Source organism: Paenibacillus sp. J2L1-98, from assembly GCF_056269405.1.
The window spans coordinates 248,896-275,061 of record NZ_JBWDNW010000004.1; the positions used below are offsets into that span (position 1 = coordinate 248,896).

23 protein-coding genes are annotated in these 26,166 nt (G+C 49.8%); 17 read left to right on the forward strand and 6 right to left on the reverse strand.

From position 1 onward, the window contains the following. Positions 1-3: 3 nt before the first annotated feature. Entirely contained in the window at positions 4-1,377 is a 1,374-nt protein-coding gene (locus AC0YNZ_RS11335; RefSeq protein WP_475826801.1) for a YheC/YheD family endospore coat-associated protein, read from the reverse strand. 230 nt (positions 1,378-1,607) lie between these two features. Between AC0YNZ_RS11335 and AC0YNZ_RS11340 the strand changes: the two genes are divergently transcribed. Both AC0YNZ_RS11340 and AC0YNZ_RS11345 read left to right on the forward strand, forming a co-directional pair. After that, positions 1,608-1,943, forward strand: coding sequence for a YlbF family regulator (locus AC0YNZ_RS11340; RefSeq protein ID WP_056629230.1), 336 nt, complete (start codon positions 1,608-1,610; stop codon positions 1,941-1,943). 90 nt (positions 1,944-2,033) lie between these two features. After that, the gene (locus tag AC0YNZ_RS11345; RefSeq protein WP_475826704.1) at positions 2,034-2,315 is read left to right on the forward strand and encodes a hypothetical protein; all 282 of its coding nucleotides are present in this window, start codon (positions 2,034-2,036) and stop codon (positions 2,313-2,315) included. A gap of 107 nt (positions 2,316-2,422) precedes the next feature. Here the strand turns inward: AC0YNZ_RS11345 and AC0YNZ_RS11350 are convergent, their stop codons facing one another. After that, positions 2,423-2,776 (reverse strand): helix-turn-helix domain-containing protein, encoded by a 354-nt coding sequence (locus AC0YNZ_RS11350; protein WP_475826705.1) that lies wholly within the window; start codon positions 2,774-2,776, stop codon positions 2,423-2,425. A 230-nt stretch (positions 2,777-3,006) separates the two neighbouring features. Between AC0YNZ_RS11350 and AC0YNZ_RS11355 the strand changes: the two genes are divergently transcribed. Both AC0YNZ_RS11355 and AC0YNZ_RS11360 read left to right on the forward strand, forming a co-directional pair. Continuing rightward, positions 3,007-3,480 (forward strand): hypothetical protein, encoded by a 474-nt coding sequence (locus AC0YNZ_RS11355; protein WP_475826706.1) that lies wholly within the window; start codon positions 3,007-3,009, stop codon positions 3,478-3,480. Between the two features lie 90 nt (positions 3,481-3,570). Then, positions 3,571-4,932 (forward strand): DRTGG domain-containing protein, encoded by a 1,362-nt coding sequence (locus AC0YNZ_RS11360; protein ID WP_475826707.1) that lies wholly within the window; start codon positions 3,571-3,573, stop codon positions 4,930-4,932. Positions 4,933-4,940: 8 nt separating this feature from the next. On the opposite strand, the gene AC0YNZ_RS11365 is transcribed toward AC0YNZ_RS11360, so the two are convergent. The 3 genes from AC0YNZ_RS11365 to AC0YNZ_RS11375 all read right to left on the reverse strand — a co-directional run bounded on the left by AC0YNZ_RS11365 (position 4,941) and on the right by AC0YNZ_RS11375 (position 6,169). Further along, positions 4,941-5,237 carry a YtpI family protein gene (locus AC0YNZ_RS11365; protein WP_475826708.1) on the reverse strand — a complete coding sequence of 99 codons (297 nt, stop codon included), beginning with the start codon at positions 5,235-5,237 and terminating at the stop codon, positions 4,941-4,943. An 86-nt stretch (positions 5,238-5,323) separates the two neighbouring features. After that, positions 5,324-5,839: a sporulation membrane protein YtrI gene (locus AC0YNZ_RS11370; protein WP_475826709.1), complete on the reverse strand. Its 516-nt coding sequence runs from the start codon at positions 5,837-5,839 to the stop codon at positions 5,324-5,326. A gap of 3 nt (positions 5,840-5,842) precedes the next feature. Beyond that, entirely contained in the window at positions 5,843-6,169 is a 327-nt protein-coding gene (locus tag AC0YNZ_RS11375) for a YtrH family sporulation protein (protein WP_110772136.1), read from the reverse strand. A gap of 187 nt (positions 6,170-6,356) precedes the next feature. Here AC0YNZ_RS11375 and AC0YNZ_RS11380 point away from each other — a divergent pair, with 187 nt between their 5' ends. The 9 genes from AC0YNZ_RS11380 to ppk1 all read left to right on the forward strand — a co-directional run bounded on the left by AC0YNZ_RS11380 (position 6,357) and on the right by ppk1 (position 18,229). Then, entirely contained in the window at positions 6,357-10,043 is a 3,687-nt protein-coding gene (locus tag AC0YNZ_RS11380) for a DNA polymerase III subunit alpha (RefSeq protein ID WP_475826710.1), read from the forward strand. A gap of 369 nt (positions 10,044-10,412) precedes the next feature. Beyond that, positions 10,413-10,904 carry a phosphatidylglycerophosphatase A family protein gene (locus AC0YNZ_RS11385; protein WP_110772134.1) on the forward strand — a complete coding sequence of 164 codons (492 nt, stop codon included), beginning with the start codon at positions 10,413-10,415 and terminating at the stop codon, positions 10,902-10,904. Positions 10,905-10,999: 95 nt separating this feature from the next. Continuing rightward, complete coding sequence (locus AC0YNZ_RS11390; protein WP_053374720.1) at positions 11,000-11,191, forward strand: hypothetical protein; 192 nt, start codon at positions 11,000-11,002, stop codon at positions 11,189-11,191. A gap of 40 nt (positions 11,192-11,231) precedes the next feature. After that, positions 11,232-12,101 carry an acetyl-CoA carboxylase, carboxyltransferase subunit beta gene (gene accD, locus AC0YNZ_RS11395; RefSeq protein ID WP_110772133.1) on the forward strand — a complete coding sequence of 290 codons (870 nt, stop codon included), beginning with the start codon at positions 11,232-11,234 and terminating at the stop codon, positions 12,099-12,101. Next, on the forward strand, positions 12,091-13,161 hold the full coding sequence (locus tag AC0YNZ_RS11400) for an acetyl-CoA carboxylase carboxyltransferase subunit alpha (RefSeq protein WP_475826711.1): 1,071 nt from the start codon (positions 12,091-12,093) through the stop codon (positions 13,159-13,161). The genes accD and AC0YNZ_RS11400 overlap by 11 nt, the downstream gene beginning before the upstream one ends. Positions 13,162-13,255: 94 nt before the next feature. After that, positions 13,256-15,010: a pyruvate kinase gene (pyk, locus tag AC0YNZ_RS11405; protein WP_475826712.1), complete on the forward strand. Its 1,755-nt coding sequence runs from the start codon at positions 13,256-13,258 to the stop codon at positions 15,008-15,010. Between the two features lie 129 nt (positions 15,011-15,139). Then, positions 15,140-15,607, forward strand: coding sequence for an acyl-CoA thioesterase (locus tag AC0YNZ_RS11410; RefSeq protein WP_475826713.1), 468 nt, complete (start codon positions 15,140-15,142; stop codon positions 15,605-15,607). A gap of 65 nt (positions 15,608-15,672) precedes the next feature. Further along, positions 15,673-16,065 carry an FxsA family protein gene (locus AC0YNZ_RS11415; protein WP_475826714.1) on the forward strand — a complete coding sequence of 131 codons (393 nt, stop codon included), beginning with the start codon at positions 15,673-15,675 and terminating at the stop codon, positions 16,063-16,065. A gap of 97 nt (positions 16,066-16,162) precedes the next feature. Then, on the forward strand, positions 16,163-18,229 hold the full coding sequence (gene ppk1 / locus AC0YNZ_RS11420) for a polyphosphate kinase 1 (protein WP_475826715.1): 2,067 nt from the start codon (positions 16,163-16,165) through the stop codon (positions 18,227-18,229). Here the strand turns inward: ppk1 and AC0YNZ_RS11425 are convergent. Next, positions 18,201-19,748 (reverse strand): Ppx/GppA phosphatase family protein, encoded by a 1,548-nt coding sequence (locus AC0YNZ_RS11425; RefSeq protein ID WP_475826716.1) that lies wholly within the window; start codon positions 19,746-19,748, stop codon positions 18,201-18,203. The two genes, ppk1 and AC0YNZ_RS11425, sit on opposite strands and share 29 nt — an antisense overlap. Before the next feature lie 312 nt (positions 19,749-20,060). Here AC0YNZ_RS11425 and citZ point away from each other — a divergent pair, with 312 nt between their 5' ends. The 4 genes from citZ (at position 20,061) to recQ (ending at position 26,147) form a co-directional block, all read left to right on the forward strand. Further along, positions 20,061-21,173: a citrate synthase gene (citZ, locus tag AC0YNZ_RS11430; protein WP_475826717.1), complete on the forward strand. Its 1,113-nt coding sequence runs from the start codon at positions 20,061-20,063 to the stop codon at positions 21,171-21,173. Positions 21,174-21,248: 75 nt separating this feature from the next. Continuing rightward, a complete protein-coding gene (icd, locus tag AC0YNZ_RS11435; protein WP_475826718.1) occupies positions 21,249-22,544 on the forward strand; it encodes an NADP-dependent isocitrate dehydrogenase in 1,296 nt (431 codons plus the stop codon). 380 nt (positions 22,545-22,924) lie between these two features. Continuing rightward, positions 22,925-23,866, forward strand: a complete 942-nt coding sequence (gene mdh / locus AC0YNZ_RS11440; RefSeq protein ID WP_475826719.1) for a malate dehydrogenase — start codon at positions 22,925-22,927, stop codon at positions 23,864-23,866. A 127-nt stretch (positions 23,867-23,993) separates the two neighbouring features. Continuing rightward, positions 23,994-26,147, forward strand: coding sequence for a DNA helicase RecQ (gene recQ / locus AC0YNZ_RS11445; RefSeq protein ID WP_475826720.1), 2,154 nt, complete (start codon positions 23,994-23,996; stop codon positions 26,145-26,147). Positions 26,148-26,166: the final 19 nt, after the last annotated feature.

The following is a 26,166-nucleotide window of genomic DNA, read 5'->3' on the forward strand; positions in this document are numbered from 1 at the left end:
CCTTTAAAAGCCCGATAAAAATCGGGAATATTGAATCATCATACGGACGGATGGACGAATTTTGTTATCGTTCAACGGCGTGTTATCGTTTTTGGATGGCTTTGAATTGACCTCCAGAAGCCATACTCGGCCGTTCGTATCGAGCGCCAAATCAATGCCTAGCTCACCGAAGTGAGCCGGAATTTGCGCGTCTACGCCGCGGGCGATATGGAGTGCTGCCTGCTGCAGCCGGTTTACGGCTTCATGTCTGCTTATTCCGGACTGCAGATTCGATTTCGATACGGCTTCCAAAGCCGTGCTTAACGTGCCGCCGCGTGCAAGGTTGGATACGAAATGATCGTTACTGGCTGTTCGGGCGACAATGGACGTAATGGTCCACTTACCGGTCAAGTTTTTTTGGACGAGTGCGCGAAAGTCGACCGGCCGTTTCTGGATTTCGATTAGCTGCAGTCCCTGTTGAATTTGGTATCGAACGGTTTTCATCTTCGAGGAAATGGACGAGTATAGCTTGACTAAGCTCGTATGCTGCTGTTTGCGGGCACCTGCTGCGGTCGTGTGCATCGCTTGGTATTGGTTCGTTTCGAGACGCGAAATGCGAATGATTCCTTTCCCTAAACTGCCGCGAACCGGTTTTAGAAAAACGCTGCTATAACGGGAGCACATCGATTTCATCGTGTTATAGTTAAGCAGCAAATGCGATTCAGGCAAATAGCGCCCTAACGATTCATCTTTTTTTAGCGCATCGAAAACCTCGACCTTATCGAGAAACTTTTCGTTGAAAACGTTCGTCTTGTGCTGCTGTTTTACATCTTTCATAAAATGTTGTACGCTGGGTCTGCTCTCCAATTTTCTTGAAGTTAAACGGTTATTGACGACGTCAGGTATGGGCATTCTGATCTGCTGCCATCCGTCTGAAAAAACCCAGCCGTCAATGGTGGTGTCAAGCTGGCTGCCGATTTGGTTAGGGGTGAAGAAATAAACGTAAACCCCTTGCGCCGTACTGGCTTCTACGAGCTCCTTGCAAAACAAGGTAATGGGTCCGAAGGGCTTATCCGGTGTATTCGGATAATCGCGGCTGACCAGCACTCCGATTAACGGTCCCAGAACAAGTGTGGAAATGCCGGCTTTGTATTGTATGCGAAGTGACGATCCGCTAATTAAGCCCATCTGTCTTGCTAAGCTTTGGCTCATCCTCATCCCATCGTACTTTGCGACAGGAATAACCTTTACGTGCTGCCGAAAGGAACCGAATTTTAAGAGGATGTGTTGGCCTTGAGGGATTTTCCACTGCTTTACATATGTTTCGCCAAGCATGAGCGTGTCTTCCGGAATCATGCCGGTGCTAATCACCTGTAAGGCTACTTTCGATTTGAGCATCATAAATCTCCTTCCAAGCAGGAGGATGACGATAAGAGGTTAGCAACTAGGTTTTTTACACGAATTACTTCATCATATGAGGACATCTATCCCTTTGTGAATCGGAATCATTTGATACTTGTGTAGTTTTCATTAGCTTTTCCATAAGGTACTTGGCTCTTGTTTCAATTAAGGGGTATGATTGTATATATATAAAAACAAATCAGCTCAAACGAATGGGAGAGAGACGAATGAATGTTTATGACAAAGCTTATGAATTAGCGAAGGCGCTCAAGGAGAGCGAGGAAGCGAAGCTGATGAAGGCTGCGAAGCAGGCTGCTGATGCAGATCCTGAAGCGAAGGGAATGCTGGATGATTTTCGCGAACGCCAAAATTTTCTGCAGCAAAAAATGATGGCTGGCGAAGAGCCGTCTGCGGAGGACATGGAGAAAATGAACAAGCTGTATGAAGTCATTACGCTCAATCCGTTGATCGGCAAGCTGCTCGAAGCGGAGCGCCGTTTTGCAGTCGTATTCGAGGACGTTAACCGCATTATGTCCGATGTGCTGAAGTCCATCGTTGACTAACTAGAGACATATACCCTGTCCCTCCTTCATAGAATGGTAATGCGGACAAGGCAGTGAGCCGCTTACGACCCTGTGGAGGAGCTGAATGGCATGTTTTCCGGAAAAGGCCGTCATATTTTGTATTTGCTTATAGCGCTAGCGATGCTTGCATATGCGCTTCCGCGTCTGGAGCTGAGTGCGCCGTGGAGCTTGATGAGTGTATTTGGACTAGTCTGGATTTTATTTGCGTTAATCATCATAACGGCTCATGTCAATGCACTTGTCATGAATGACGCGAAGCGCAAAGAGCTGGCCCGCATTAAGAGGGCGAAGGCGCTGCTGTGGGAGCAGAAGCTGGTTCAGAAGGCTGCTTCGAGAAGAGCCCGGGGATAGCAGGCAAGAGCTTAATACCAGCATCGAAAAGGGACAGTCTCAAAAGGTCTAATGACCTGAGAGACTGTCCCTATTTTGTATTTACAACCCAATCTGGTTTGTCCTGCTTATTGGAGTTCCTTGAAATGAACAAGCTGCTTGACGAATTTATAAACGGCTTCCTGCTCCTTCAAGCTTAAACCGTTCAATTGATGGACAATTTTAGTGGCATATCCTTCATCGTTTGGCTCATCCGCAGAGTCCGGACTAGATACGACGTTTACAATCTTCTCGAGCGGCGTTTGCAGCGCAAGCGCGATTTTGCTGAGCACGTCTATCGTCGGATTTTTTTCTCCGCGTTCAACCTGTCCCATATAGGAAGCATTTATTTCGGCACGAAAAGCAAGCTGCTCTTGGCTTAGCCCTCTTTTTTTGCGCAGCAGACGAATGTTTTCTCCTACAAGCCCTGCAATCTCGCTCATATTGTCACCTCAGCCTAACGATAAAACTTTACTAGTCTATCAACAACATTCTATAGAGCATATTTAAAATAGTGATTATAGTCATTGACTAATAGGTGGTCTTTTTACTATAATTGTGTAAAAAAGTATCATTCTAATATTAAGATTACCTGTAAAGGATCAATTTACCAATTAGACTAAAGATGGTAGGATATAAAAGGGAAAAACGTGGACGCGAGGAGAATGGCAAAGTGGTTGACGAATTCGAGTTTTTCAGAAAAGTGCGCGCATATTATAACAATGTTCCTTTCCTGGTTCAATTTACTTACCGTTTATCTCATCGCGTCGATAAAGCAGTAACGGCCCGCGGTTCGTTCAGCTGCCGCGTTAATCCGCATACCCAAATCGTTGAATATGAGCTTGATCTAAAATCGGATGTTATTTCCAGGCCGCACAGCGAGCACAGTTCATTTTTGTTTTCCAGCGTTTATGAAGAAGTTCCGGCTCAAACGATTGAAGTGAAGCAATTCCTCATTCAGTCGCTGCGGTATCCGCTTCCGATTTCATACGATTGGCAGGCTTTTATTATGTCCGGTGCGGAGAATGCAATCAACGTGCAAACGATTCAGCAGCTATTCAAGAAATGGAGGCTGAAGGGCGTGCAGGGGCAATTGATAGACAGTATGCTAAAGGTTGAGCAGGTACTGCTGCAGTGGCAGCTCTAAAGGCCGCATGAATCGGCACGAGCATGACTTGCCGCTTGCAATCTCTTATAATAGGGAGTAAAGACTGCAAGTTGGACGGAGGATACAAGAGTGGCTCCAATCGGACCGGGTAACGAAACCAGCACGAAGCATGAACAGATTTTGAATTATATCCAAAGCCTGAAGATTGGAACGAAAATATCGGTGCGCGCGATTGCCAAGGCGCTTGGCGTAAGCGAAGGCACAGCTTATAAAGCATTTAAGGAAGCGGAAAGCTCAGGGCTTGTCAGTACGAAGGAGCGTATCGGAACGGTACGGATCGACCGCAAACGCCGGGAGGCGCTGGACCAGCTTACCTTCGGCGAGGTTGCCGAGATCGTCGAGGGGAGGCTGTTCGGTGGCGCGGCCGGCCTTGATAAAACGCTTCATAAGTTCGTCATTGGCGCCATGGAGCTTGATGCGATGCTCAGGTACATTGACGAGGGCAGCCTGCTGATCGTAGGTAACCGGATCGGCGCGCACAGGTGTGCGCTGGAGGAGGGGGCCGGCGTACTTATTACCGGCGGCTTCGAGCCGAGCGCGGAAGTGATCAAGCTTGCTGACGAACGCATCCTTCCTATCATTTCATCCCGTCATGATACGTTTACGGTTGCCTCTATGATCAACCGTGCCATGTACGATCGCCTTATTAAACGGAAGATCATGCTGATAGAAGATATCGTTACATTCAGCCGGCCTGCAGACGCGCTTAGAATCGGACATACAATAGAAGACTTTCATAAGCTGTCTCGCGAAACCGGCTACTCTCGCTTTCCTGTTATTGACGAGAGAAGCAGGGTGGTTGGCATGATGACGGCCAAAGATGCGGTCGGAGCGCCTGAGGACAGTTCTGTCGATAGAGTGATGACCAAGCATCCCATTACGGCAGCCCCGAACATTACGGTTACGTCGGCCGCGCATACGATGGCTGCGGAAGGCATTGATCTGCTGCCTATCGTTGACAGGCACCGCAAGCTGCTGGGTGTCGTAACGAGGCAGAAAGTGCTTGATGCGATGCGATTTGCCGGCAAGCAGCCGGAATCGGGAGAGACCTTCGAGGATTTGATGTGGACTAGCTTCATCGCTACGGCAAACGCAAACACGGTGGGCCAGGACGAGCTGGGCATTGCTTACAAGGGAACGATTACGCCGCAGATGTCGGGAGCGCTCGGGATGGTATCGGAGGGACTGCTTGCCACTTTAATGACGCAGGCAGCGCGCAGAATGATCAGAGAGACAGCTAAGCGCGATTACTTGCTGGAGAGCATGACGACCTATTTTGTAAGGCCCGTACAAATCGACAGTGAAATTACGATCATTCCGCGCGCGCTGGAGATGAGCCGCAAGTTTACGAAGCTGGAAATCGAGGTTAGGGACACGCAGGGATTGGCCGCCAAAGCGATGCTGACGGCCCAAATGATTGATCCTTATTGATGGCTGAATCAGCTTTTTCGCGATCTGTACAGGCTGAGATTGCGCAGACCGGCAAATAGATTAAATACTCCGAGCAATAAGAAGATGGCGCCGATGACGATGCGAAGCGTAGACCCGCCTGACAAAAACAGCTGAACGAGAGCGATGAACAGCAGCATGATACCCATGCTGATATTCATTCTGGCCGAGAAGACGGCCCGTGTTCTCGCATCGGCGGAACGGCGTGATTTAAAGCTGAATATGGCTGAAAACACGAGTGAAATTAAGATGCCCGGCATGAACAGCCATTGCAAGAATTGATCCATGAATATGTAGCTCCTTTAAGTGATGTTGTTCAGCTTGCTTTCGGAAATAGACAGCCTCTATTGTACCACGGAACGGAGCAGCGTGCTTAGGAAGGCGGCTTGGTATAGTCGCGGACCTTAATCCATACGTGCAGGACGTTATCGACCACGAGGATCGTCTTTACCTCAATGGTATAGTCTTTGTTATACACATCCATATACACTTTTTTTTCAAGGAGCTTGCGGGCGAATTTGGCGTCGGAATCGATCTCGTAAATGCTTTGGCCGAGAAAGCTCTTGAGATCTTCCTTGATTCGCTTGATTAGCTCGGCTTCCGTCACATGGTCGAGTTCCGGCCTTCCGGTATTTTGGCCGGCTTCCTTCTCGATGCGGGGCAGGACGCTTTTTATGACGGTATGCTGGTTTTTGAATTGCTTTAAACCTTGTATATCCTGCTCATATTGCTCCAGCTTCTCCTCAAGCTCGCTCTTCAAAATGATCAGCGCCTGAAATTCCGCCAAATAAAGCGAATTATATATAATGGCTCCGATAATCATCCCGAGTATGAATACCCCAACGAATTGCAGTCCTCTCACAAAACGGTCAAACGCCGGTACGCGCATCGCTTATGCTGCTCCCTTGCAGATGAGCCGGACCAGCTCCGTGCCTACATGCGCGCCAAGAAAAGCGACAATGATAAAACAAATTTGCTGCGCGGCAGGCGATAGATGGCCTTCCATAATGTTGCTTTCGATGACGCGCACGGGATCAATCGATCCGCCGATCGCCGCCACGATCGCCCATATTTTTAGCCTTGCGGCCGTATCTAGCATAGTAGTCGCAGGCGGCAGCAGCAAGAACACCGACCCGATTCCGGCCAGCATCGAGCCCCCAATAACGACGCCGAACGCAATGAAGAAATCAAGTCCCGCTTTGGACAAAAAGTAGCTCATGGGTATCCCTTCCCTCTTAAACGAATAGTGAAGCAAAATGATTTCGCAAGCAAAAGCCCAATGTTGATGCGCTGTAAAGCCAGCTTCGCCGGCATTTAAGCTCTGCTACCATTCTATGGGCGTGTCCACCGCTATTATGATAAAATAGAGTTAACTTATTTGGACGACGCGGAAAGGAACGGATGCAATGAGCGGTCATAACGAACAAACTTTCGTGCATTTGCACGTTCACAGCGAATATAGCTTACTTGACGGTGCCGCGAGAATCCGCGACCTTACCGCGAGAGCCGCGGAGCTTGGCATGAAGGCGCTTGCGCTGACCGATCATGGAGTCATGTACGGGGCAATCCCCTTCTATAAGGCATGCCGCGCTCACGGTATTAAACCGATCATCGGCTGCGAGCTTTACATGACGGCCGGGTCACGTTTTGAGAAAGGGACGCGCAAGGAGAACCCGATCTATCATTTGATCGTGCTTGCAAAGAATGAAACGGGCTACCGGAATCTGATGAAGCTTTGCTCCATCGGCCATTTGGAAGGCTTCCACTACAAGCCCCGCGTTGATTTGGAGGTGCTGAGGGAGCTTTCGGAAGGGCTGATTTGCTTAAGCTCCTGCTTGGGCGGCGAAATATCCCAGCATTTATTGCATGACCGGACGGATGAAGCGCGCGCCAGCGCTTTGCGATACAAAGATATTTTCGGAGATGACTTTTATTTGGAACTGCAGGATCACGGTCTGCTGGATCAGAAGAAAGTAGCTGCCGAAATGATTAAGCTCGCCCGCGGGACGGGGATTAAGCTGGCGGCGACAAATGACGTACATTACCTGCGGGCGGAGGACGCTGCTGTACAGGATGTGCTGCTGTGCATCGGAACGGGCAAAACGGTTGATGATACCGACCGGCTGCGCATGCTGACGGATCAGATGTACATGAAAAGCGCTGACGAGATGGCGCTATTGTATAGGCATGTTCCTGAAGCGCTGGCGCATACGGTAGAAATCGCGGATAAATGCGAATTGGAGCTGACATTTGGCCGCGCCGCTCTGCCTGTATTCAGGCCTGTGCCTGCGGGAATGAGCTCATCCGATTATTTAATGACGCTTTGCCGTGACGGCTTGACCGCCAGATATGCCGGACTGCCTGAATGGGCGGCCGATCCCGGTTACCGGCAGAAGGCGGAGCAGCGGCTGGAGTATGAGCTCTCCGTCATCGACAAAATGGGATTCAGCGACTACTTTTTGATTGTGTGGGATTTTGTCCGCTTTGCGCATGAACGGGGTATACGCACAGGTCCCGGCAGGGGCTCGTCAGCGGGCAGCCTGGTCGCATACACGCTTCGGATAACGGATGTTGATCCGCTCAAATATAAGCTTTTGTTCGAGCGGTTTCTTAACCCGGAGCGGATCTCGATGCCCGATATCGATATCGACTTCAATGACGAGCGCCGCGATGAGGTAATCGCTTACGTTGCTGCCAAATATGGAGATGAGCATGTCGCGCAAATTATTACGTTCGGGACGATGGCGGCTAAAGCTGCCGTGCGGGATGTAGGGCGGGCTATGAACGTACCGTTTCAAGAGGTGGACCGCGCGGCGAAGCTCATTCCGAATCAGCTTGGCATTACGCTTGCGGAAGCGCTCCGCGTCAGCAGCGAGCTGCGTGAAGCGAGCGGGCGTCAGCCGAAGACGGCGGAAATGCTGAAGATGGCCTTAAACGTGGAAGGAATGCCAAGGCATGCTTCCACCCATGCCGCAGGAGTCGTTATCTCACAAGAGCCTCTTACCCACTATACGCCTATTCAGGTCGGCAGCGAGCGAATTCCGCTCACGCAATATTCGATGGAGCATTTAGAAGCAATCGGTCTTCTCAAAATGGATTTTCTCGGTTTGCGAACGCTTTCGATAGTAGAACGAACGCTGAGCGCTGTGAAGGAGCAGTACGGCAAAGTTATTGACTTCCACACGATCAGCGACGCTGATCCTGCGACATACGCGATGTTAAGCCGCGGCGATACGACCGGTATATTCCAGCTTGAGTCCGCTGGCGTTCGGCGTGTTCTAAAGGACATGAAGCCGACTGAGTTCGAGGATATCGTCTCGGTGCTGGCTTTGTATCGGCCGGGCCCTATGGAGTTTATTCCAAAATATATTCAAGGCAAGCATGGGGTTGTTACAGTCGAGTACCCGCATCCCTCGCTTGAGCCCATTCTGTCAGATACGTACGGCATTATCGTCTATCAGGAGCAAATTATGCAAATCGCCTCCTTGATGGCGGGCTTTTCGCTTGGCGAAGCGGACTTGCTGCGCCGCGCCGTCTCGAAGAAGAAGCGCGAGGTGCTCGATGAGGAGAGGGCGCATTTTGTGAAGGGCAGCCTTGCGCAGGGTTATTCGGAGCTTGATGCAAATCATGTATATGATATGATTGTCCGATTTGCCGATTATGGCTTCCCCCGGGCGCATGCGGCAGCATACGGCGTGCTTGCATTCCAGACAGCATGGCTTAAGGCGAATTATCCGGTTCCGTTTATGGCCTCGATGCTGGCCTCGGTGACCGGCAACCAGCGGAAAACGGCCGAATACGTTGATGAATGCCGCCGCATGGGCATTGCCGTGCTGCCGCCTGACGTGAATGAAAGCAGCGTATCCTTTACGCCAGTAGAGAATGCCGTTCGCTTCGGGCTTGCGGCGATCAAGAACGTCGGTACGCAGGCAATCGAAGCGCTGCAGAAGGAGCGCGGCGAGCGGCCCTTTGAAAGTCTTCTGGATCTGTGCAGGCGCGTGGATTTGCGCGTCGTGAACAAGCGGGTGCTCGAGTCGCTCATTCAAGCGGGAGCATTGGATTGTTTGCCTGGGCATCGCGCTCAGCTGCTCGGCGCGCTCGAGGAGACGGTCGAGGCTGCGGTCAAATGGCGAAAGGAGCGGGAGGAGCTGCAAATCGAAATGTTCGGCCTTGACGAGGTTCAGAACTGGGATGTTGAGCTTCCGGAAATTCGCCCCTATACGACCGGGCAGCAGCTGGATTTTGAAAGGGAGCTGCTTGGGCTTTATTTATCGGGCCATCCGCTCGATGCAGCCGAGCAGCAGCTTGCCCCGCTGGGCCTCGACCGGTTGGTCGAACTAAGCGATGCGAAGGACGGCGCAATCGCAATTATCGGAGTCATGATCGTATCGCTTAAACCATTCACGAACAAGAAAGGTCTCGCGATGGGCTTTCTGGAGCTGGAGGACCGCATTATGCGCGTGGAGGCCGTCGTGTTCCCAACCATTTGGAAGCGTATCGGAAGCAAGCTTGAGAAGGGCGGCTTAGCGATCATTCAGGCTACTGTTCAACAGCAGGATGATGATTATAAGCTGATCGTGGAGGATTGTGTGCCGATTGACCATGCGGATATGGATCTTGCGGGGCAGGTGAGACGTCTGCAGAAGCAGGCGCAAGCTCGCGCGGCGCGCAGCACGGGCGGCAGCGCTGGTACAGGCGGAGCGTCTTCACAGGGCCGCGCGCCAAATGCACAAGGTCAAGCCGTTCAAGTTCAGCGGCCGAATATATCCGGAACTACGCTCAAGGATCCTACTGAAAATGCTTCAGCAAGCGCTGAGGCGCGCCTCGTGCATGAACATGGGCGGTCTTCCTCAGCTGAACGAAAGCCGCAGCGGGTGTATATCAAAATCATGTCACAGAATGAAGAGCCTGCTATACTTGAGCGGCTCAAAGGGCTTCTGGCAGGGCACGCCGGTCAGCTCGATACCGTGTTATTTTATGCGCAGGGCCAAAAGTCGATTGCGCTTAGCGGCAGTTATCGGGTAAAGCCTTCGCCACAGCTCATTGCATCCGTCGAGCAGCTGCTGGGAGCAGGCACAATCGTTGTGAAATAATGAATGGATCGGACGGATCTTCTTCTTTCTTAGCTTGCAATCATGCAAACGGTGTGATCAGAGATAGCGGTATTAATAGGTTTTATCATGCTTGATATAGTGAGATTCTGCAAAAAAATCATAGAAAAATGCCGCTCTTATGCTTGAAATAAGCGATTAAATGCGGTGTCGTTCCTTCCCTTCCGTAAAATCTCGTAAACAATTGTATTTCGCATGCACGTCAAGGCTTGTTCGCGCATATGTTTAGAGATACAAGTGACGATGGCAATGGAGCCCGCGGAAAACGGGCTTCGCCTTAGGACAATGTCATCTGCTCACGCTAATGTTTCCAAGATAAACGTACAAGCAGTTACGGGAGGGATGGGTCCTATGACAGGAATCGAGAAATGGCTCTTAAAACGAGGAGTATCAGTCGACGACATAACGGAGATCGTTTATACGCTGCAGCGTCCCTATAACGGCGATTTGACGATGGAACAATGTGAGGAAAGCGTAAGAGCGGTGCTCGGTAAGCGTGAGGTGCAGTATGTCATGTATACGGGCATTGCCCTTGATGAATTAGCGGAGCGGAGACTGCTGCCGGAGCCCTTGCAGTCCATTATGGAAACAGATGAGTCGCTCTACGGCGTCGATGAGACGCTGGCGCTCGGCATAACGAATGTTTACGGAATGATTGGATTGACTAGCTTCGGATATTTGGATAAAGTAAAACCCGGTATTATTCGTCAATTGAACTTGAAGGGCGAACGCATTCATGTGTTTCTGGATGACTTGGTTGCTGGATTGGCCGCCGCCGCGTCGGCAAGAATTGCGCATCAGGACCCGAAAGCGATCCGATATGATTTGCCGGATTCCCCATGACTATGGTATCATTATGAGATCATATGGCCTGTTACCGGGATAGCTATGCTTAGTAAGTGAACTTTGCGGCTGCAAAGTTTTCAGGAGGTACCATGATGTGGACGGTCATTTATATCGCACCAACAGCAAAAATCGCAGATAACATCAAGAAGCGGCTAACGGAGGAAGGGTTTTTGGTGAAAATCCGCTCTGTCAATCTGTCCAAACAGCAATACGAGATACTAGTACCGTCTGGCGAGTTGGAGGAAGTTCAAGAAGTATTCAACTCCATTATGCGTCCATTATGATGGACTGCTCTATACTATTGCGCCTTGAGAGGTGTCACACGTGCAAATAAAGGACTTATTTACGAAGAAGAAATATGCGACGATACCTTCTGAACCCCGCAAGAGGGAAGTGCCAGAGGGCTTGATGAATAAGTGCTCCAAATGCGGCACCATTCAGTACAGCAAAGAATTGGAAAAGAATTTGAAAGTATGCTCTTCCTGCGGCCATCATAATCGGTTAAGCGCATGGGAGCGTATTGCATTGACCCTTGATGAAGGGTATTTGTTAGAATACGATGCGGATATGGAATCCGTCGATCCTCTATCCTTCCCTGGTTATGCCAGCAAGCTTGAGCAGCAGAAGAGCAAGTCAAGCCTGCGGGAAGCTGTTATAACCGGTGAAGGCACGATCGACGGTTTTCCGGTTGTCGTAGCGGTTATGAGTTTTGATTTTTTTACCGGCAGTATGGGTTCTGTCGTTGGTGAGAAGATTACTAGAGCGATCGAAGCGGCTCATGCGAAGCAGCTGCCGCTGCTTATTTTCTCTACATCGGGCGGAGCACGTATGCAGGAAAGCATTTTGAGCTTGATGCAGATGGCCAAAACGAGCGCAGCGCTCTCGAAATTTCAGGGAGCCGGTGGTTTGTTTATTTCGATTTTTACCGATCCTACTACGGGTGGAGTCTCGGCGAGCTTCGCGAGCCTGGGCGATTACAATTTGGCCGAGCCTGGCGCATTGATCGGCTTTGCCGGACGGATTGTCATCGAACAAACGATCCGTCAGAAGCTGCCTGATGATTTCCAGACGGCCGAGTTTAATTTGCAGCATGGCCAATTGGATAAAGTCGTACACCGCAAAGACATGAAGCCTACGTTAGCAAAGCTGCTTGATATGCATTGCGTAAGGGAGGAAACATCCTATGGCGGGTGAGTTGCCTTTTGAAAAACCGCTGAACGATTTGCGCCAGAAGATTACCGAGCTTAAGAGCTTAAGCGTGGAAAAGGGCATTGACTTCTCAGAAGAAATTTTAGGTTTAGAGTCAAAGTGCAAGCAGCTGGAAGAAGAGATGTACAGCGAATTGACGCCGGCTCAAAAAATGCATATGGCGCGCCATCATCAGCGTCCGACATCGCTTGATTATATTCAAACGGTATTTACCGATTTCATGGAGCTGCACGGAGATCGTCTGTTTGCGGACGATCTCGCTATTGTGGGAGGTCTGGCGAAGCTTAACGGTGTTCCGGTTACTGTAATCGGACACCAGCGCGGTAAGGATACGCGCGAGAATATCGCCCGGTTTTTCGGCAGTCCTCACCCTGAGGGCTTCCGCAAGGCGCTTCGCTTCATGGAGCAAGCCAACAAGTTTAAGCGTCCGATCATTACCTTTATCGATACGAAGGGTGCATACCCGGGCAAAACCGCCGAGGAGCGAGGACAATCGGAAGCGATTGCGCGCAACCTGCGGGAAATGTCCGGCTTCGGTGTGCCTATCATCTGTATCGTTATAGGTGAGGGCGGCAGCGGCGGCGCGTTAGCTTTAGGCGTGGGCAACCGTGTACTTATGCTGGAAAACGCGATTTATTCCGCGATATCTCCAAACGGCGCAGCATCCATTCTGTGGAAGGATGCTTCCAGAGCGGACCAAGCCGCTGAAGCGATGAAAATAACGGCAAAGGACTTGCTTGAGTTTGGCGTTATCGAGGATATCGTAGCGGAACCGCAAGGGGGAGCTCATAAGGATCTAGCTTTCCAAGCGGAGCAAATTAAAGATAAGTTATGGCATCATTTGCAGGAGCTTATGCAAATGAGCGCAGAGCAGCTTATCGAGGACCGCTATAATAAATTCCGTAAGGTCGGCCAGTTCAAAATTGCAGAGCGGCCGCTCGAAGTGCAGGGAGCGCCAGCTAAAGTAGCCAATATTAGCGAAGCGGCAAACGGGGCGGTTCAATCCCGCGTGCTGTCGCCGGAAGCTACGCCGACGGTTCAGTAAATGTTATGTAAAATTGATTATTCCGCTGTACAAGCAGCGGGGTGTCATGTCAGTATAGAATAGAATATCAGGCAATATACGGAGGAACTATAACATGCGTAAAACTAAAATCGTTTGTACGATCGGTCCATCCAGCGAATCGTTGGAAAACACAAAGAAATTAATTAAAGCAGGCATGAACGTTGCCCGTCTTAACTTCTCTCACGGAGATTTCGAAGAGCATGGTAACCGCATCAAAAATATCCGCCAAGCAAATGCTGAGCTCGGAACTTCGGTAGCGGTTTTACTTGATACGAAGGGACCTGAAATTCGTCTTGGCAAGCTGAAGGAAGAGCCAATCGAATTGAATCAAGGCGAGACAATTACGCTTACTACGGAAGAAATTTTGGGCGACCGCAATCGCGTTCCGATTACGTACAATAATCTTCCAAAAGATGTAACGGCCGGTTCAACTATTTTGATCGATGACGGCTTGATTGGATTGACGGTTGAAGAGGTTAAAGGAACTGAAATCGTATGCCGTATCGTGAACAGCGGCCCGATTAAAAGCAAAAAAGGCGTTAACGTACCTGGAGTGAAAATCTCATTGCCTGGTATTACTGAGAAGGATGCGAATGATATCGTATTCGGTATCGAGCAGGGCGTAGATTTCATTGCAGCTTCTTTCGTGCGCAAAGCGAGCGACGTGCTTGAGATCCGCGAGCTTCTTGAACGTCACAATGCCGGCCATATCCAAATCATTTCCAAAATCGAAAACCAAGAAGGCGTAGACAATCTCGATGAGATTCTTGAGGTTTCTGACGGCTTGATGGTTGCACGTGGCGATCTCGGCGTTGAAATTCCAGCCGAAGAAGTTCCGCTTGTGCAAAAGAACATGATTAAAAAAGGTAACCGCGTAGGTAAGCCCGTTATTACGGCTACTCAAATGTTGGATTCCATGCAGCGCAACCCGCGTCCGACCCGCGCAGAAGCGAGCGACGTAGCGAATGCGATTTTTGACGGTACAGATGCAATTATGCTTTCCGGCGAAACAGCTGCAGGCAGATACCCGACTGAATCGGTACAAACGATGGCTCGTATCGCTGAGCGCGCTGAAGCGGCTTTGGAATACCGTGAAATGTTTACAAAGCAAGCTAATGCACAGCAAACATCGGTTACGGAAGCAATCAGCCAAGCTGTTGCTAACTCCGCGCTCGATTTGGGTGCGAAAGCGATCATTACATCGACGAAAAGCGGCTTTACAGCCCGCATGGTTTCGAAGTACAAGCCTAAGGCTCCTATTATCGCGGTAACGACAGATGAGAAGGTATTGCGTCGTCTTTCTCTCATTTGGGGCGTATTCGCTGTGATGGGTCCAGATGCGGATACGACGGACGCAATGTTTGAAAATGCTGTAAAAGGCGGCATGAGCACAGGCTTCCTGAGCTTGGGCGACACAGTCGTTATTACTGCGGGCGTTCCAGTTGGCCGCGCCGGCACGACAAACCTTATCAAAATTCACCACATTGGTGAGCTTTTGGCACAAGGACAAGGCATCGGCAGCCAAACGGCTATCGGTAAAATCGTTGTAGCGCGTACCCCGCAGGAAGCAATCGCGAAAACGACTGAGGGCTCCATTTTGGTTACGATCTCTACAGATAAAGATTATATGCCTGCGTTTGAGAAAGCTGGTGCGGTTATTACGGAGCAAGGCGGAATTACGAGCCATGCTGCAGTAGTAGGCCTGAACCTTGGGATCCCGGTTATTCTCGGCATTGCAAATGCGACAGATATTCTTGAAGATGGCATGGAAGTGACCATTTACGGCGAGACTGGCGTGATTTATCACGGTCAATCGAAAGTACTGTAAATGAGACAGTCACTTTAAAAATAATTATATAGTTACGAAAGCTAAAGCGATGGTGATCTCACCGTCGCTTTTTGCTAATCTTACATGTTATATGTAAGCTAATTGTAAAAAGGTTGGGGAGGAACATTCATGCAATCAGCTTCCAGTTGGTTTATGCATCCGCTTCGCGTACGTTATCAGGAAACTGATCAAATGGCTGTTGTCTTTCACGGAAATTATGTAACTTGGTTTGAAATTGGACGTACGGAATGGATAAGAAATGCAGGCTACGACTATAAAACAATCGAAGACTTCGGCTTGCTGCTGCCTGTCGTGGACTTGCAATGCCGTTATGTGCTCCCTGCGCGTTATGACGATACCGTTCTTGTATGTACGCGGGTAGCGGAATTCTCGCCGGTACGCGTTTCCTTTGAGTCGCAGGTCAGAAGGGTAGCACTTTCAGATTTCCATGCTTCAGAGATTGCGGCAGGCGAACAGCTTCCAGGGGAGCTGTTAGTCGAAGGCGGGACCAAGCATGTATGGGTAAATAAGCAGTGGCAGCCGGCTCGCATAAACAAAGTGATGCCAGAGCTTTATGAACTGCTTCGCACAAAATAAGTTTGCTGCGCAAACGAAGCTTACGGAGAGGTTTGCTGTGCAAACGCTGAAGGAGATGTCGGATAATGTATAAATGGCTGTTGGCTGTTTTTATTGTCGTTCCAATTGTAGAGCTCTGGGGGATCTTTCAGGTTGGCAGCTGGATTGGCGGTTGGAATACCTTTTTTATACTTATTCTTATGGGGTTGGCAGGCGCTTATTTGGCAAGGGCGGAAGGACGCAGAGTTTGGGGAGAGGCTCAGCGGCAAATGCAAGCGGGGCAAATTCCCGGTCAAACGCTGTTAGACGGTCTTTGTGTGCTAGCTGGGGGTATTTTGCTGCTCATGCCTGGATTTATTTCCGATATATTGGGCATAACGCTGCTCATTCCGGCTTCGCGTATCTATTATAGGCAAATCATGCTGCAATGGATTGAAAAAAGAATGCGAAACGGTAATTTTAAAATAGGAAGGTTTTAATATTTACGTGACCTTTACAAAAGGTTAACATGGCAATAATAGTCTTCCTTCATAATAAAATAGACATATATCGTAATTGACTCAGGAGGCGTGAGAAATGACCAAACTTTTGTCCAACTATGTAAACCGTGACTTAAGTTGGATCGAATTCAACCGAAGAGTTCTTCAAGAGGCTCAGGATTTAAGCAATCCTTTACTCGAGAGAGCTAAGTTTTTAGCGATTGTTTCAAGCAATCTGGATGAATTCATGAGCGTACGAGTTGCAGGCATCCAAATGCAGATGAGAGCCGGCTTATCAAAAACCGATTTTACCGGCTACACGCCACCTGGGCTTTGGAAAAGGCTTATTAAGCGTGCAACACAAATGGTACATGATCAGTACCGTACATACAGAGAAGTATTTCGCGGATTAAGCCGTGAAGGAATATTTATTCGCTCGATCGAAGAGCTCAATGTATCGCAGACCAAGGCCGTCTTCGATTATTTTCATGAGATAGTATTTCCAGTACTGACGCCGATGGCAGTCGATCAGAGCAGACCGTTTCCGCTCGTTCATACGAAGGAGCTGTATTTGGCGGTGCTTCTAAGAGAAGAGGGGGATTCCGCAGAGGAAGAGCCGCTGTTTGCGATTGTACAGGTACCCTCTATCCTGCCGAGATTCGTTCCTGTTCCTGGAAGAATTAACAGCAAGAAGACGGAATTTGTACTTCTTGAGGATTTGATAGAACAGTTTATTGACACGTTGTTTAACGGTTACATACCGTTCTCGGTGAACCCGTTCCGTTTGACGCGGGATGCGGACATTACGTTGAACGAGGAGGATGCGGAGGATCTGCTCGAGGAAATCGAGAAGGAGCTGCGGCGTCGCCGGTGGGGGATTCCCGTTAGGCTTGAGGTTGCTAAGGGAATACATCCTTATGCGCTCGAAATGCTCACAGAAGAGCTGGAGATCGAAGATAATTTGTTTGAAATCGACGGTCCGCTCGATCTTAGCTTTCTGATGAAATTCGCGGGTGCTGTACCGGGAAATGAAAATTTGCGCTATGAGAAGCTTGAGCCTGTCTATCCGAGGGAATTCGATGAATCAGACGACATGTTTGAGGTTATCCGTCAGCGCGACGTATTGATGTATCATCCATACGAGTCGTTTGAAGCCGTAAATGATTTTGTCATGCAGGCAGCTTATGATCCTGACGTGCTCGCTATCAAAATGACGCTTTACCGCGTCAGCGGCCAATCTGCGCTCGTTCAAGCGCTTTCCAAGGCTGGTGAAGCGGGTAAGCAGGTAACGGTCGTTGTAGAGCTAAAGGCGAGGTTTGACGAGGAGCGAAACATCGCATGGGCGCGCCAGTTGGAGAAGGCGGGCTGTCATGTCGTTTACGGCCTGGTCGGTTTAAAGACGCATGCCAAAATTTTGCTCGTCGTTCGACGCGAGCAGGGCACGCTTCGTCGCTATGTGCATGTTGGAACCGGCAATTACAATGACAATACAGCTACCTTGTATACGGATATCGGACTATTTACTTCACACCCGATTATCGGCGGTGATGCCTCGGCTCTATTTAACGAAGTAACCGGCTATTCCTCCCCGTACGATTGGAAGGCTTTCGGCGTTGCGCCAACGGATTTGAAGGAAAAGCTGTATCGGCTCATTGATCGGGAGAAATTAAATGCAATCGCCGGAAAGCCGGCGCGCATTATTGCCAAAATGAACTCATTATCGAATCAAGAAATGATCGACAAGCTGTACGAGGCCTCTCAGGCCGGCGTGAAAATCGTGCTTATCGTCCGCGGAGTATGCTGCTTGCGGCCGGGAGTGCCGGGGCGCAGCGAGAATATTCAGGTCATCAGCATCGTTGACCGGTTCCTCGAGCATGCGAGAATTATGTACTTTTATAACGGAGGGGAAGAGGAAGTTTACTTATCGAGCGCGGATTGGATGACCCGTAACCTGACAAGACGAATCGAGCTCATTTGTCCGGTATTCGATACGACGCTCAGACAAATTCTGATTAAGATGCTTCATCTTAATATTAATGATAATGTGAAGGCCCGCGAGCTGCAGGCGAACGGCACTTATGAACACATTTCCAGTGAAAATAAGCAGCCGTTCCGCAGTCAATTCGAGGCGAAGGTTATATCGTCGTGGAAGGGACGTGGGTAGCTGTATAGTCCAGACTAGGCGTTACTCCCCACAGCTTCTTGAATTCGGAGCCAAGCTCCTCAACCTCGCGGCGCTCGACAGCGAGCGTACCGCGCGGTTTGATTGGCCGCAGCAGCAGTTGATTGCCGGATAATTGAACATTTAGCTGAGCGATGGCCTGTGTTTCCGTTCGATCCAGCGCAGTCGACAGCTGCAGCAGCGCGCCAAGCTTATAAATGACATCCAGATCGGACTCGTTAAGCAGCTCCTTATATTCGGAAATATGCTGACGAGCACGGCCTTTGCTTTTGTAAGAAGCAATAGCTGCCGTCATAATCATCTCCCGATGAGTAAGCCCGTTCAGATGGGAGTTGATGATGAGGTAGAAGGAGTGTCTTGCATATTCGTAATAATCGATGGAGGCACCGATTCGAAACAGCTGCGACGCCGCATCAAGAAGCACTCTCGTTTGCGGCGGCAATGGCTGTAAATAGTTCAGCACATCATAGAGTTCAAGCGATATCCGGTTGACCTGCAGCACATGCTGCTTCGGCGCTTCCGGATGAAGAGCGCTCAAATTCGTGAGGCTGTACTTCAGCACATCGACCTGCTTCGGATGATTCGGAAATCGTGTCGCATGGAACAAGCCATCTCGCAGGCCCGCGCCGCAGATGCGGTAATAAGCGGCCTTGGTCGCCCTAAACAATACGCGTAGTATAGCTACGCCTGGTACGACGACATCGGCGCGGTCTTTGGACAATCCCGGCAGCTTACGCCTTTTGTCCAGCGGCAGCTTGCGCATTTGATGAAACAGCATATCGGCCTGCTCACCCGTTATCGGATAGTTATGCGTTTGCGGGAAGGGGTATTTAAATGCCGCTTGATGCATTTTGCCAAGTGCACGCACGGTGCCGCCTACTCCGACAAGCGGCATGCCTGGCGTTTCTCCGATCCACGGTTCGTTCCGAACAGCTTCTGTTACATAGGTCTCAAGCGACCTCAGAGCATCGTCCTGCAGCATGCCCTTCGCAGTGAACCGTTTGTTGAGATTAACGCATCCAAACGGAAAGGACACGGAACGGACGAGCGCGCGATTGCGGAATAAAGACAGCTCTGTGCTTCCTCCGCCGATATCTATAAGAAAGCCGTCCCGAATCGTGAGCGAGTTGATCATGCCGAGAAAGCCGTAGGAAGCCTCGTCCTCGCCGGAGAGCAATTCGATGGTCAAGCCCGTTTCCGCTTTGATCCGACCCAGTATTTCGGAACGATTATTAGCATTTCGAACGGCAGCCGTAGCAACTGCCCGAATATGGCTGGTATGATTATGCGTGCAGATCATAGTGAAATGCGTCAGCGTGTCGATTAGCTCATCGATTGCTGTCCCAGAGATACAGCCGTCCTCGTCAATGCGTTCACTTAATCTGGCAGGCCGTTTGCTGCTATCCGCCACACGATGTGCGCCATTTGCTGTCCGCTCGTATACGACGAGCCGGACCGAGTTGGAGCCAATGTCTATAATACCGATGCGTTGTTCTGTCATGTAGCGCCTCCAATGCAGCAAGTTTTGCTCTGAAAGTTCTCTTTTTGACATTTTACCATTATATTCACTTCTGTTAAAATAGTTTATGCCGCGGCTAAAAATGGAGCGAATAGGGAAAAATGCAGGCTGGAGCATATGACAAGATGTGGTGAAATAATAAGCGAAAAAAATATTAATGACGCCGATAAAGCATTTTTATGTCTTTATTTGTTCACTTCACTGCCAAAATCATTTATGATTAAAGGCGATGGTACAATGAACGAATACTTATTTATGTAAACGAACGATACCTAAGTTAAAGGAGAGAGAACGATGACAGCAACTAAAGGTCTGGAAGGAATTGTCGCCGCAGCTTCGTCCATCAGCTCAATTATTGATGGCGTACTGACATACCGTGGTATTGATATTGACGATCTCGCGGAAAATGCAAGTTTTGAAGAGGTCGCCTACCTGCTATGGTACGGTAAACTACCTAATCGTTCCGAGCTAGACGGACTGCAGAAGCAACTGGATCAATATGCAGCAGTTCCGGAGGGCGTGCTTGATCAAATTAAGCTATACCCAAAAAACACAAACTCGATGGCTGCTCTTCGTACAGCTGTTTCCAGCTTAGCCTTGTATGACAGCTCCGCTAACGAAATGACTCCAGAGGCAAATCAACTTAAAGCAATTAAATTGCAAGCACAGCTGCCAACGATTATTGCTGCTTTCGCACGCATTCGTCAAGGCAAAGAGCCGGTAGCTCCAAAGCAAGGAGTATCAATCGCTTATAATTTCTTATATATGCTCACAGGTAACGAGCCTGCTGAAGTGGCAGTTAAGGCACTTGATCAAGCGCTCGTGCTTCATGCTGACCACGAATTGAACGCTTCGACATTTGCTGCACGCGTGACGGTTGCTACGCTTTCGGACATTTATTCAGGCGTAACATCCGCGATCGGAGCTTTGAAGGGTCCTCTTCACGGCGGTGCGAACGAAGCCGTTATGGTGATGCTGGAAGAAATCGGTTCGGCAGCTAACGTTGAAAGCTTTATTAACAACGCGCTTGCGAACAAACACAAAATTATGGGCTTCGGTCACCGTGTTTACAAAAACGGCGATCCACGCGCGAAGCATTTGCAAAAAATGTCCCGCGAGCTCGGCAAGCTGACAGGCAACATGGAGCTTTACGAAATGTCTGTTAAAATCGAAGAGCTGGTAACGGGACAAAAGGGCTTGAAGCCAAATGTTGACTTCTACTCCGCTTCCGTTTACACGACGCTTGAGATTCCGCGCGACCTGTTTACACCTATTTTTGCAATCAGCCGTGTATCGGGTTGGAGCGCGCATATCCTTGAGCAATATCAGGATAACCGCCTGATTCGTCCGCGTGCCGATTATGTTGGACCGGTTAATGCGAAGTACATTCCGATCGAGCAGCGCTAATCATTAATCGCTAATTAAGCTACAATCATTTATACTTGCACATAGGCAGGTTCTATTCTAAGGAGGATTTTATTCATGGCACAGTTCGAAAAATTCGCGCTTCCAACAGAAGGCGAGCAAATCACGATTGACAATGGCGTACTACAGGTACCTAACAACCCGATTATTCCTTTTATCGAAGGCGACGGCACAGGCCGCGACATTTGGAAAGCTTCGAAACGCGTGCTTGATGCAGCGGTAGAGAAAGCTTTTAACGGCGAGAAAAAAATCGCTTGGTACGAAGTATTTGCCGGCGAAAAAGCATTCAACGAATTCGGCGAGTGGTTGCCTGCTGATACACTTACTGCAATCCGTGAGTATATCGTAGCGATTAAAGGACCTTTGACAACTCCAATCGGCGGCGGTATTCGTTCTTTGAACGTTGCACTTCGCCAAGAGCTTGATCTTTACACTTGCTTGCGTCCTGTTCGTTACTTTACAGGCGTACCATCCCCGGTTAAACGTCCTGAGCTTGTTGACATGGTTATCTTCCGTGAGAACACTGAGGATATCTATGCAGGTATCGAGTACCAAGAAGGCTCTGCAGAAGTGAAAAAAGTAATCGAGTTTCTGCAAAAAGAAATGGGAGCTAACAAAATCCGCTTCCCTGAAACTTCCGGTATCGGCATTAAGCCAGTATCGAAAGAAGGCTCGCAACGTCTTGTTCGCGCAGCGATTGAATATGCAATCAAGCACGGCAAAAAATCCGTTACCCTTGTACACAAAGGCAACATCATGAAATACACAGAAGGCGCGTTCAAAAACTGGGGCTACGAGGTTGCTGAACAAGAATTCGCTAACGAGACTTTCACATGGGGTCAATACGACCGCATTAAAGAAGCAGAAGGCACAGATGCTGCAAACAAAGCGCAAAAAGAAGCTGAAGCTGCAGGCAAGCTGATCGTTAAAGACGCAATTGCGGATATCGCTTTGCAACAAGTACTTACTCGTCCTACTGATTTTGATGTTATCGCAACCTTGAACCTGAACGGCGACTACTTGTCCGACGCTCTAGCTGCACAAGTCGGCGGTATCGGTATCGCTCCAGGCGCGAACATCAACTACTTGACTGGACATGCAATCTTCGAAGCAACTCACGGTACAGCTCCTAAATACGCTGACCTTGACGTAGTAAACCCAGGCTCCGTAATCCTTTCCGGCGTAATGCTCCTTGAGCACCTAGGCTGGCAAGAAGCGGCTGACCTTATCTATAAAGGTATGGAAACATCGATCAACAACAAAACAGTTACTTATGACTTCGCTCGCTTGATGGAAGGCGCAACTGAAGTTAAGTGCTCCGCGTTCGCAGACGAAATCATCAAAAATATGTAGTCCAATCATAATCTTTTCGTAAAACAAGGAAACCGTTTGATCCCCATGGAATCGCGTCCCGCAGGGACAAATTCCTCTGCCTTGAGTATTTGAGGAATCGCGTCCCGCAGGGACAAATTCCTATGCACGAACCAACTGCAAGCGTGTCCCGCAGGGACGAAAGCGATCCATGCTCCAAAGCCGCACAGGCGCGCCTGACGTACTCCTTCGTTCTTCCAATTCGCGGGTGTCCAGAGGGCGCAGCGCCTTGGGGTCCTCCCTTGGAAGGGAGGATTTAGGAGGGTTCGAATCGCACTTAGAGGTTTAATGCAGCAGAAAAAATGGGGGTCAAAGGGGTCTCCCCTTCAAAATAAGCAATGTTACGGGAGGTTTTACACAAGATGGCGATTAAACGTAAAAAGATTACTGTCGTAGGAGCGGGCTTTACTGGCGCGACTACAGCTCTTATGCTTGCACAAAAAGAATTGGGCGATGTTGTTCTTGTTGATATCGCACCGCTTGAAAACCCAACTAAAGGTAAAGCGCTCGATATGCTCGAGGCGACTCCTGTACTTGGTGTAGATGCAAACATTATCGGTACTTCGAACTATGACGACACGAAAGAATCAGATGTCGTTATAATTACTGCCGGTATCGCTCGTAAGCCGGGCATGAGCCGTGACGATCTTGTCAGCACTAACGCCGGCATCGTGAAATCCGTTTGTGAAAACATCAAAGCAACAAGCCCTAACGCTTATGTCATTATCCTAAGCAACCCGGTTGATGCAATGACTTACGCTGCATTCCAAACGCTTGGTTTCCCTAAAAACCGCGTAATCGGCCAATCCGGCGTACTTGATACAGCTCGCTACTGCACATTTATTGCACAAGAGCTTAACGTATCCGTTGAAGATGTTCGCGGCTTCGTGCTTGGTGGACACGGCGACGACATGGTTCCACTCGTTCGTTACTCGAACGTTGGCGGCATTCCGATCGAAAAGCTTATCCCGGCAGAACGCATTGAAGCAATCGTACAACGCGCTCGCGTTGGCGGCGGCGAAATCGTTAACCTGCTTGGAAACGGCAGCGCGTACTATGCGCCTGCAGCTTCACTTGTGCAAATGACTGAAGCAATCCTGAAAGACAAAAAACGGATTATTCCGGTTATCGCTTTGCTTGAAGGCGAATATGGCTATGACAACCTGTTCATGGGCGTACCAACCATCATTGGCGGCGACGGCATTGAGAAAGTGCTTGAGCTTGATTTGACTGCTGATGAGAAAGCTGCGCTAGATAAATCCGCTCAATCCGTTCGCAACGTTATTCAAGTTGTAACAGGCTAATAAGCAAACTATTGCTATGACGCAGTTTATATAAATGAATGCGTTTGGGAGGACCCTGACAGAATGCTGCCAGGGTCCTCCTGTTTATTTTTACAGCAGGAACTTTTAAGTGCAGGAGGGATGATCGTTGATCGAACAAGCAAGACAAGCTTTGAAACGGGTATACGGCTATGACACTTTCCGCAAGGGGCAGGAAGGTATCATTTCGGGCATTTTGCAAGGACGCGACACGCTGGCTATTTTGCCGACCGGCGGCGGAAAATCGATATGTTATCAAATCCCATCGATGCTGCTGCCGGGCACTTCACTTGTTATTTCGCCGCTTATATCGCTCATGAAGGATCAGGTCGACGCTTTGCGCCGGGTAGGGGTGTCAGCCGCGTTTCTTAACAGCTCGCTAGGAGCGGCGGAGTATCGCGATGTGATGCGAAATGCGATGATGGGCGAGTATAAGCTGTTGTACGTTGCGCCCGAACGACTCGATGCGCCAATGTTTCAGTCCTTATCCGAGCAGCTGTCCATCCCGCTCATTGCGATTGACGAAGCCCATTGCGTATCCCAGTGGGGTCATGACTTCCGCCCGAGCTATCGCCAGCTTGCCGGGTGGATAGCGCGGATGAAGGATCGGCCGCTTGTGGCCGCGTTTACGGCTACGGCAACGAACGAGGTAGCGGCCGATATTGCAGATATGCTTAAGCTTCGTGATCCGAGCGTATTCGTGACAGGCTTTGCCAGACCCAATCTATCGCTCTCCGTCGTTACTGGCGTGGACAAGAAGAAGTTTCTTGAGAGCTTTGTAACGGGGCGCAAGGAGCAGTCAGGCATTATTTATGCTGCAACACGGAAAGAAGTCGAGAACGTATATGAGCAGCTTGCGCGCAGAGGCATTCAAGCAGGCAAATATCACGGAGGCTTGTCCGACGCCGAGCGTGCGGAAACGCAGGAAAAATTCCGTTTTGACGATATACGCGTCATGGTCGCGACGAATGCTTTTGGCATGGGCATCGATAAGCCGAACGTCCGTTATGTGCTCCACTGGCAAATGACCGGCGACATAGAATCGTATTACCAAGAGGCAGGCCGCGCGGGCCGGGACGGAGAGGAAAGCGAATGCATCCTTTTGTTCGAGCCAGCCGATATGCAGGTTCAGCGTTTCCTGATCGAGCAGGGCACCGGAGATACGGATCGTAAATCGATTCAGCTCTCCAAGCTTCATACGATGATGAATTATAGCCGGACACAGCGCTGCTTGCAGCAGTTTATCGTCGATTATTTCGGCGAGACCGGCGTAGAGGCTTGCGGCAAATGCAGCAGCTGCCTCGATAAGAGCGAGCCTGTTAACCGGACGGAGGAAGCGAAGATGGCGCTCTCCTGCGTAGGCCGGATGAAAGGGCGCTTCGGCGTCACGATGGCTGCCAAGGTGCTGAAGGGCTCACGCGACAAACGTCTGCTAGAATTCGGGCTGGACCGCTTGTCCACCTACGGTCTTATGCGTCATTTGCCCGAGAAGGAGATTGCGGATTGGCTTTATTGGCTCGTATCGGAAGGCTACTTAAAGCTTAGCGAAGGGCAATATCCGGTCGTCTCTTTAACGGCAAATGCGCTTCCGGTGCTGGAAGGCCGTGAATCGATCATGCAAAGAGTTCGAGCGACTGTCCGGCAAACGGCTTCTTCCGATAATGCGACTGCTTCGCCTTTATTCGAAGCGCTTAAACAATGGCGCAAAGAAAAAGCTGCTGTGGAAGGCGTGCCGCCGTTTATGCTGTTTTTTGACGCGACGCTTCGAGAAATTGCAAATGTTCGGCCGCAAACGGCAGATCAGCTGCTGGGCGTGAAGGGAATCGGATCGGCGAAAGCGGATAAGTACGGAGACGAACTGCTCTCCATCATTCATTCGTTCGGAGGAGAAGGCCAAGCGACAGGTAGCTTTTCGGCAGCGCCTAAGGAGGCCCCGGCATCCAGCAAGAGAGCGGCTAGCGACGAGCAGCCGAGCCATTTGACCACACTTGCGCTGTTCCAAGCCGGTCAAGAGCCGGATGAGATTGCGAAAGATCGCGGATTAAGCAGGGTGACGGTTGAGGGGCATATCATTCGCTGCGCCGATGAGGGCGAGGAGGTTGATTGGAGCCGTATCATACCTGCGGAATACGAGCAGTTGATCGTACAAGCGATCGGCGAGCTTGGGAATGAAAAGTTGCGGCCGATAAAAGACGCTTTGCCGGAGGAAGTCACCTACTTCGCTATTCACGGCGTTATGAGCAAGCACGGTTTTAAGGCTTAAAGCAGCCCAGTTGCAGGGA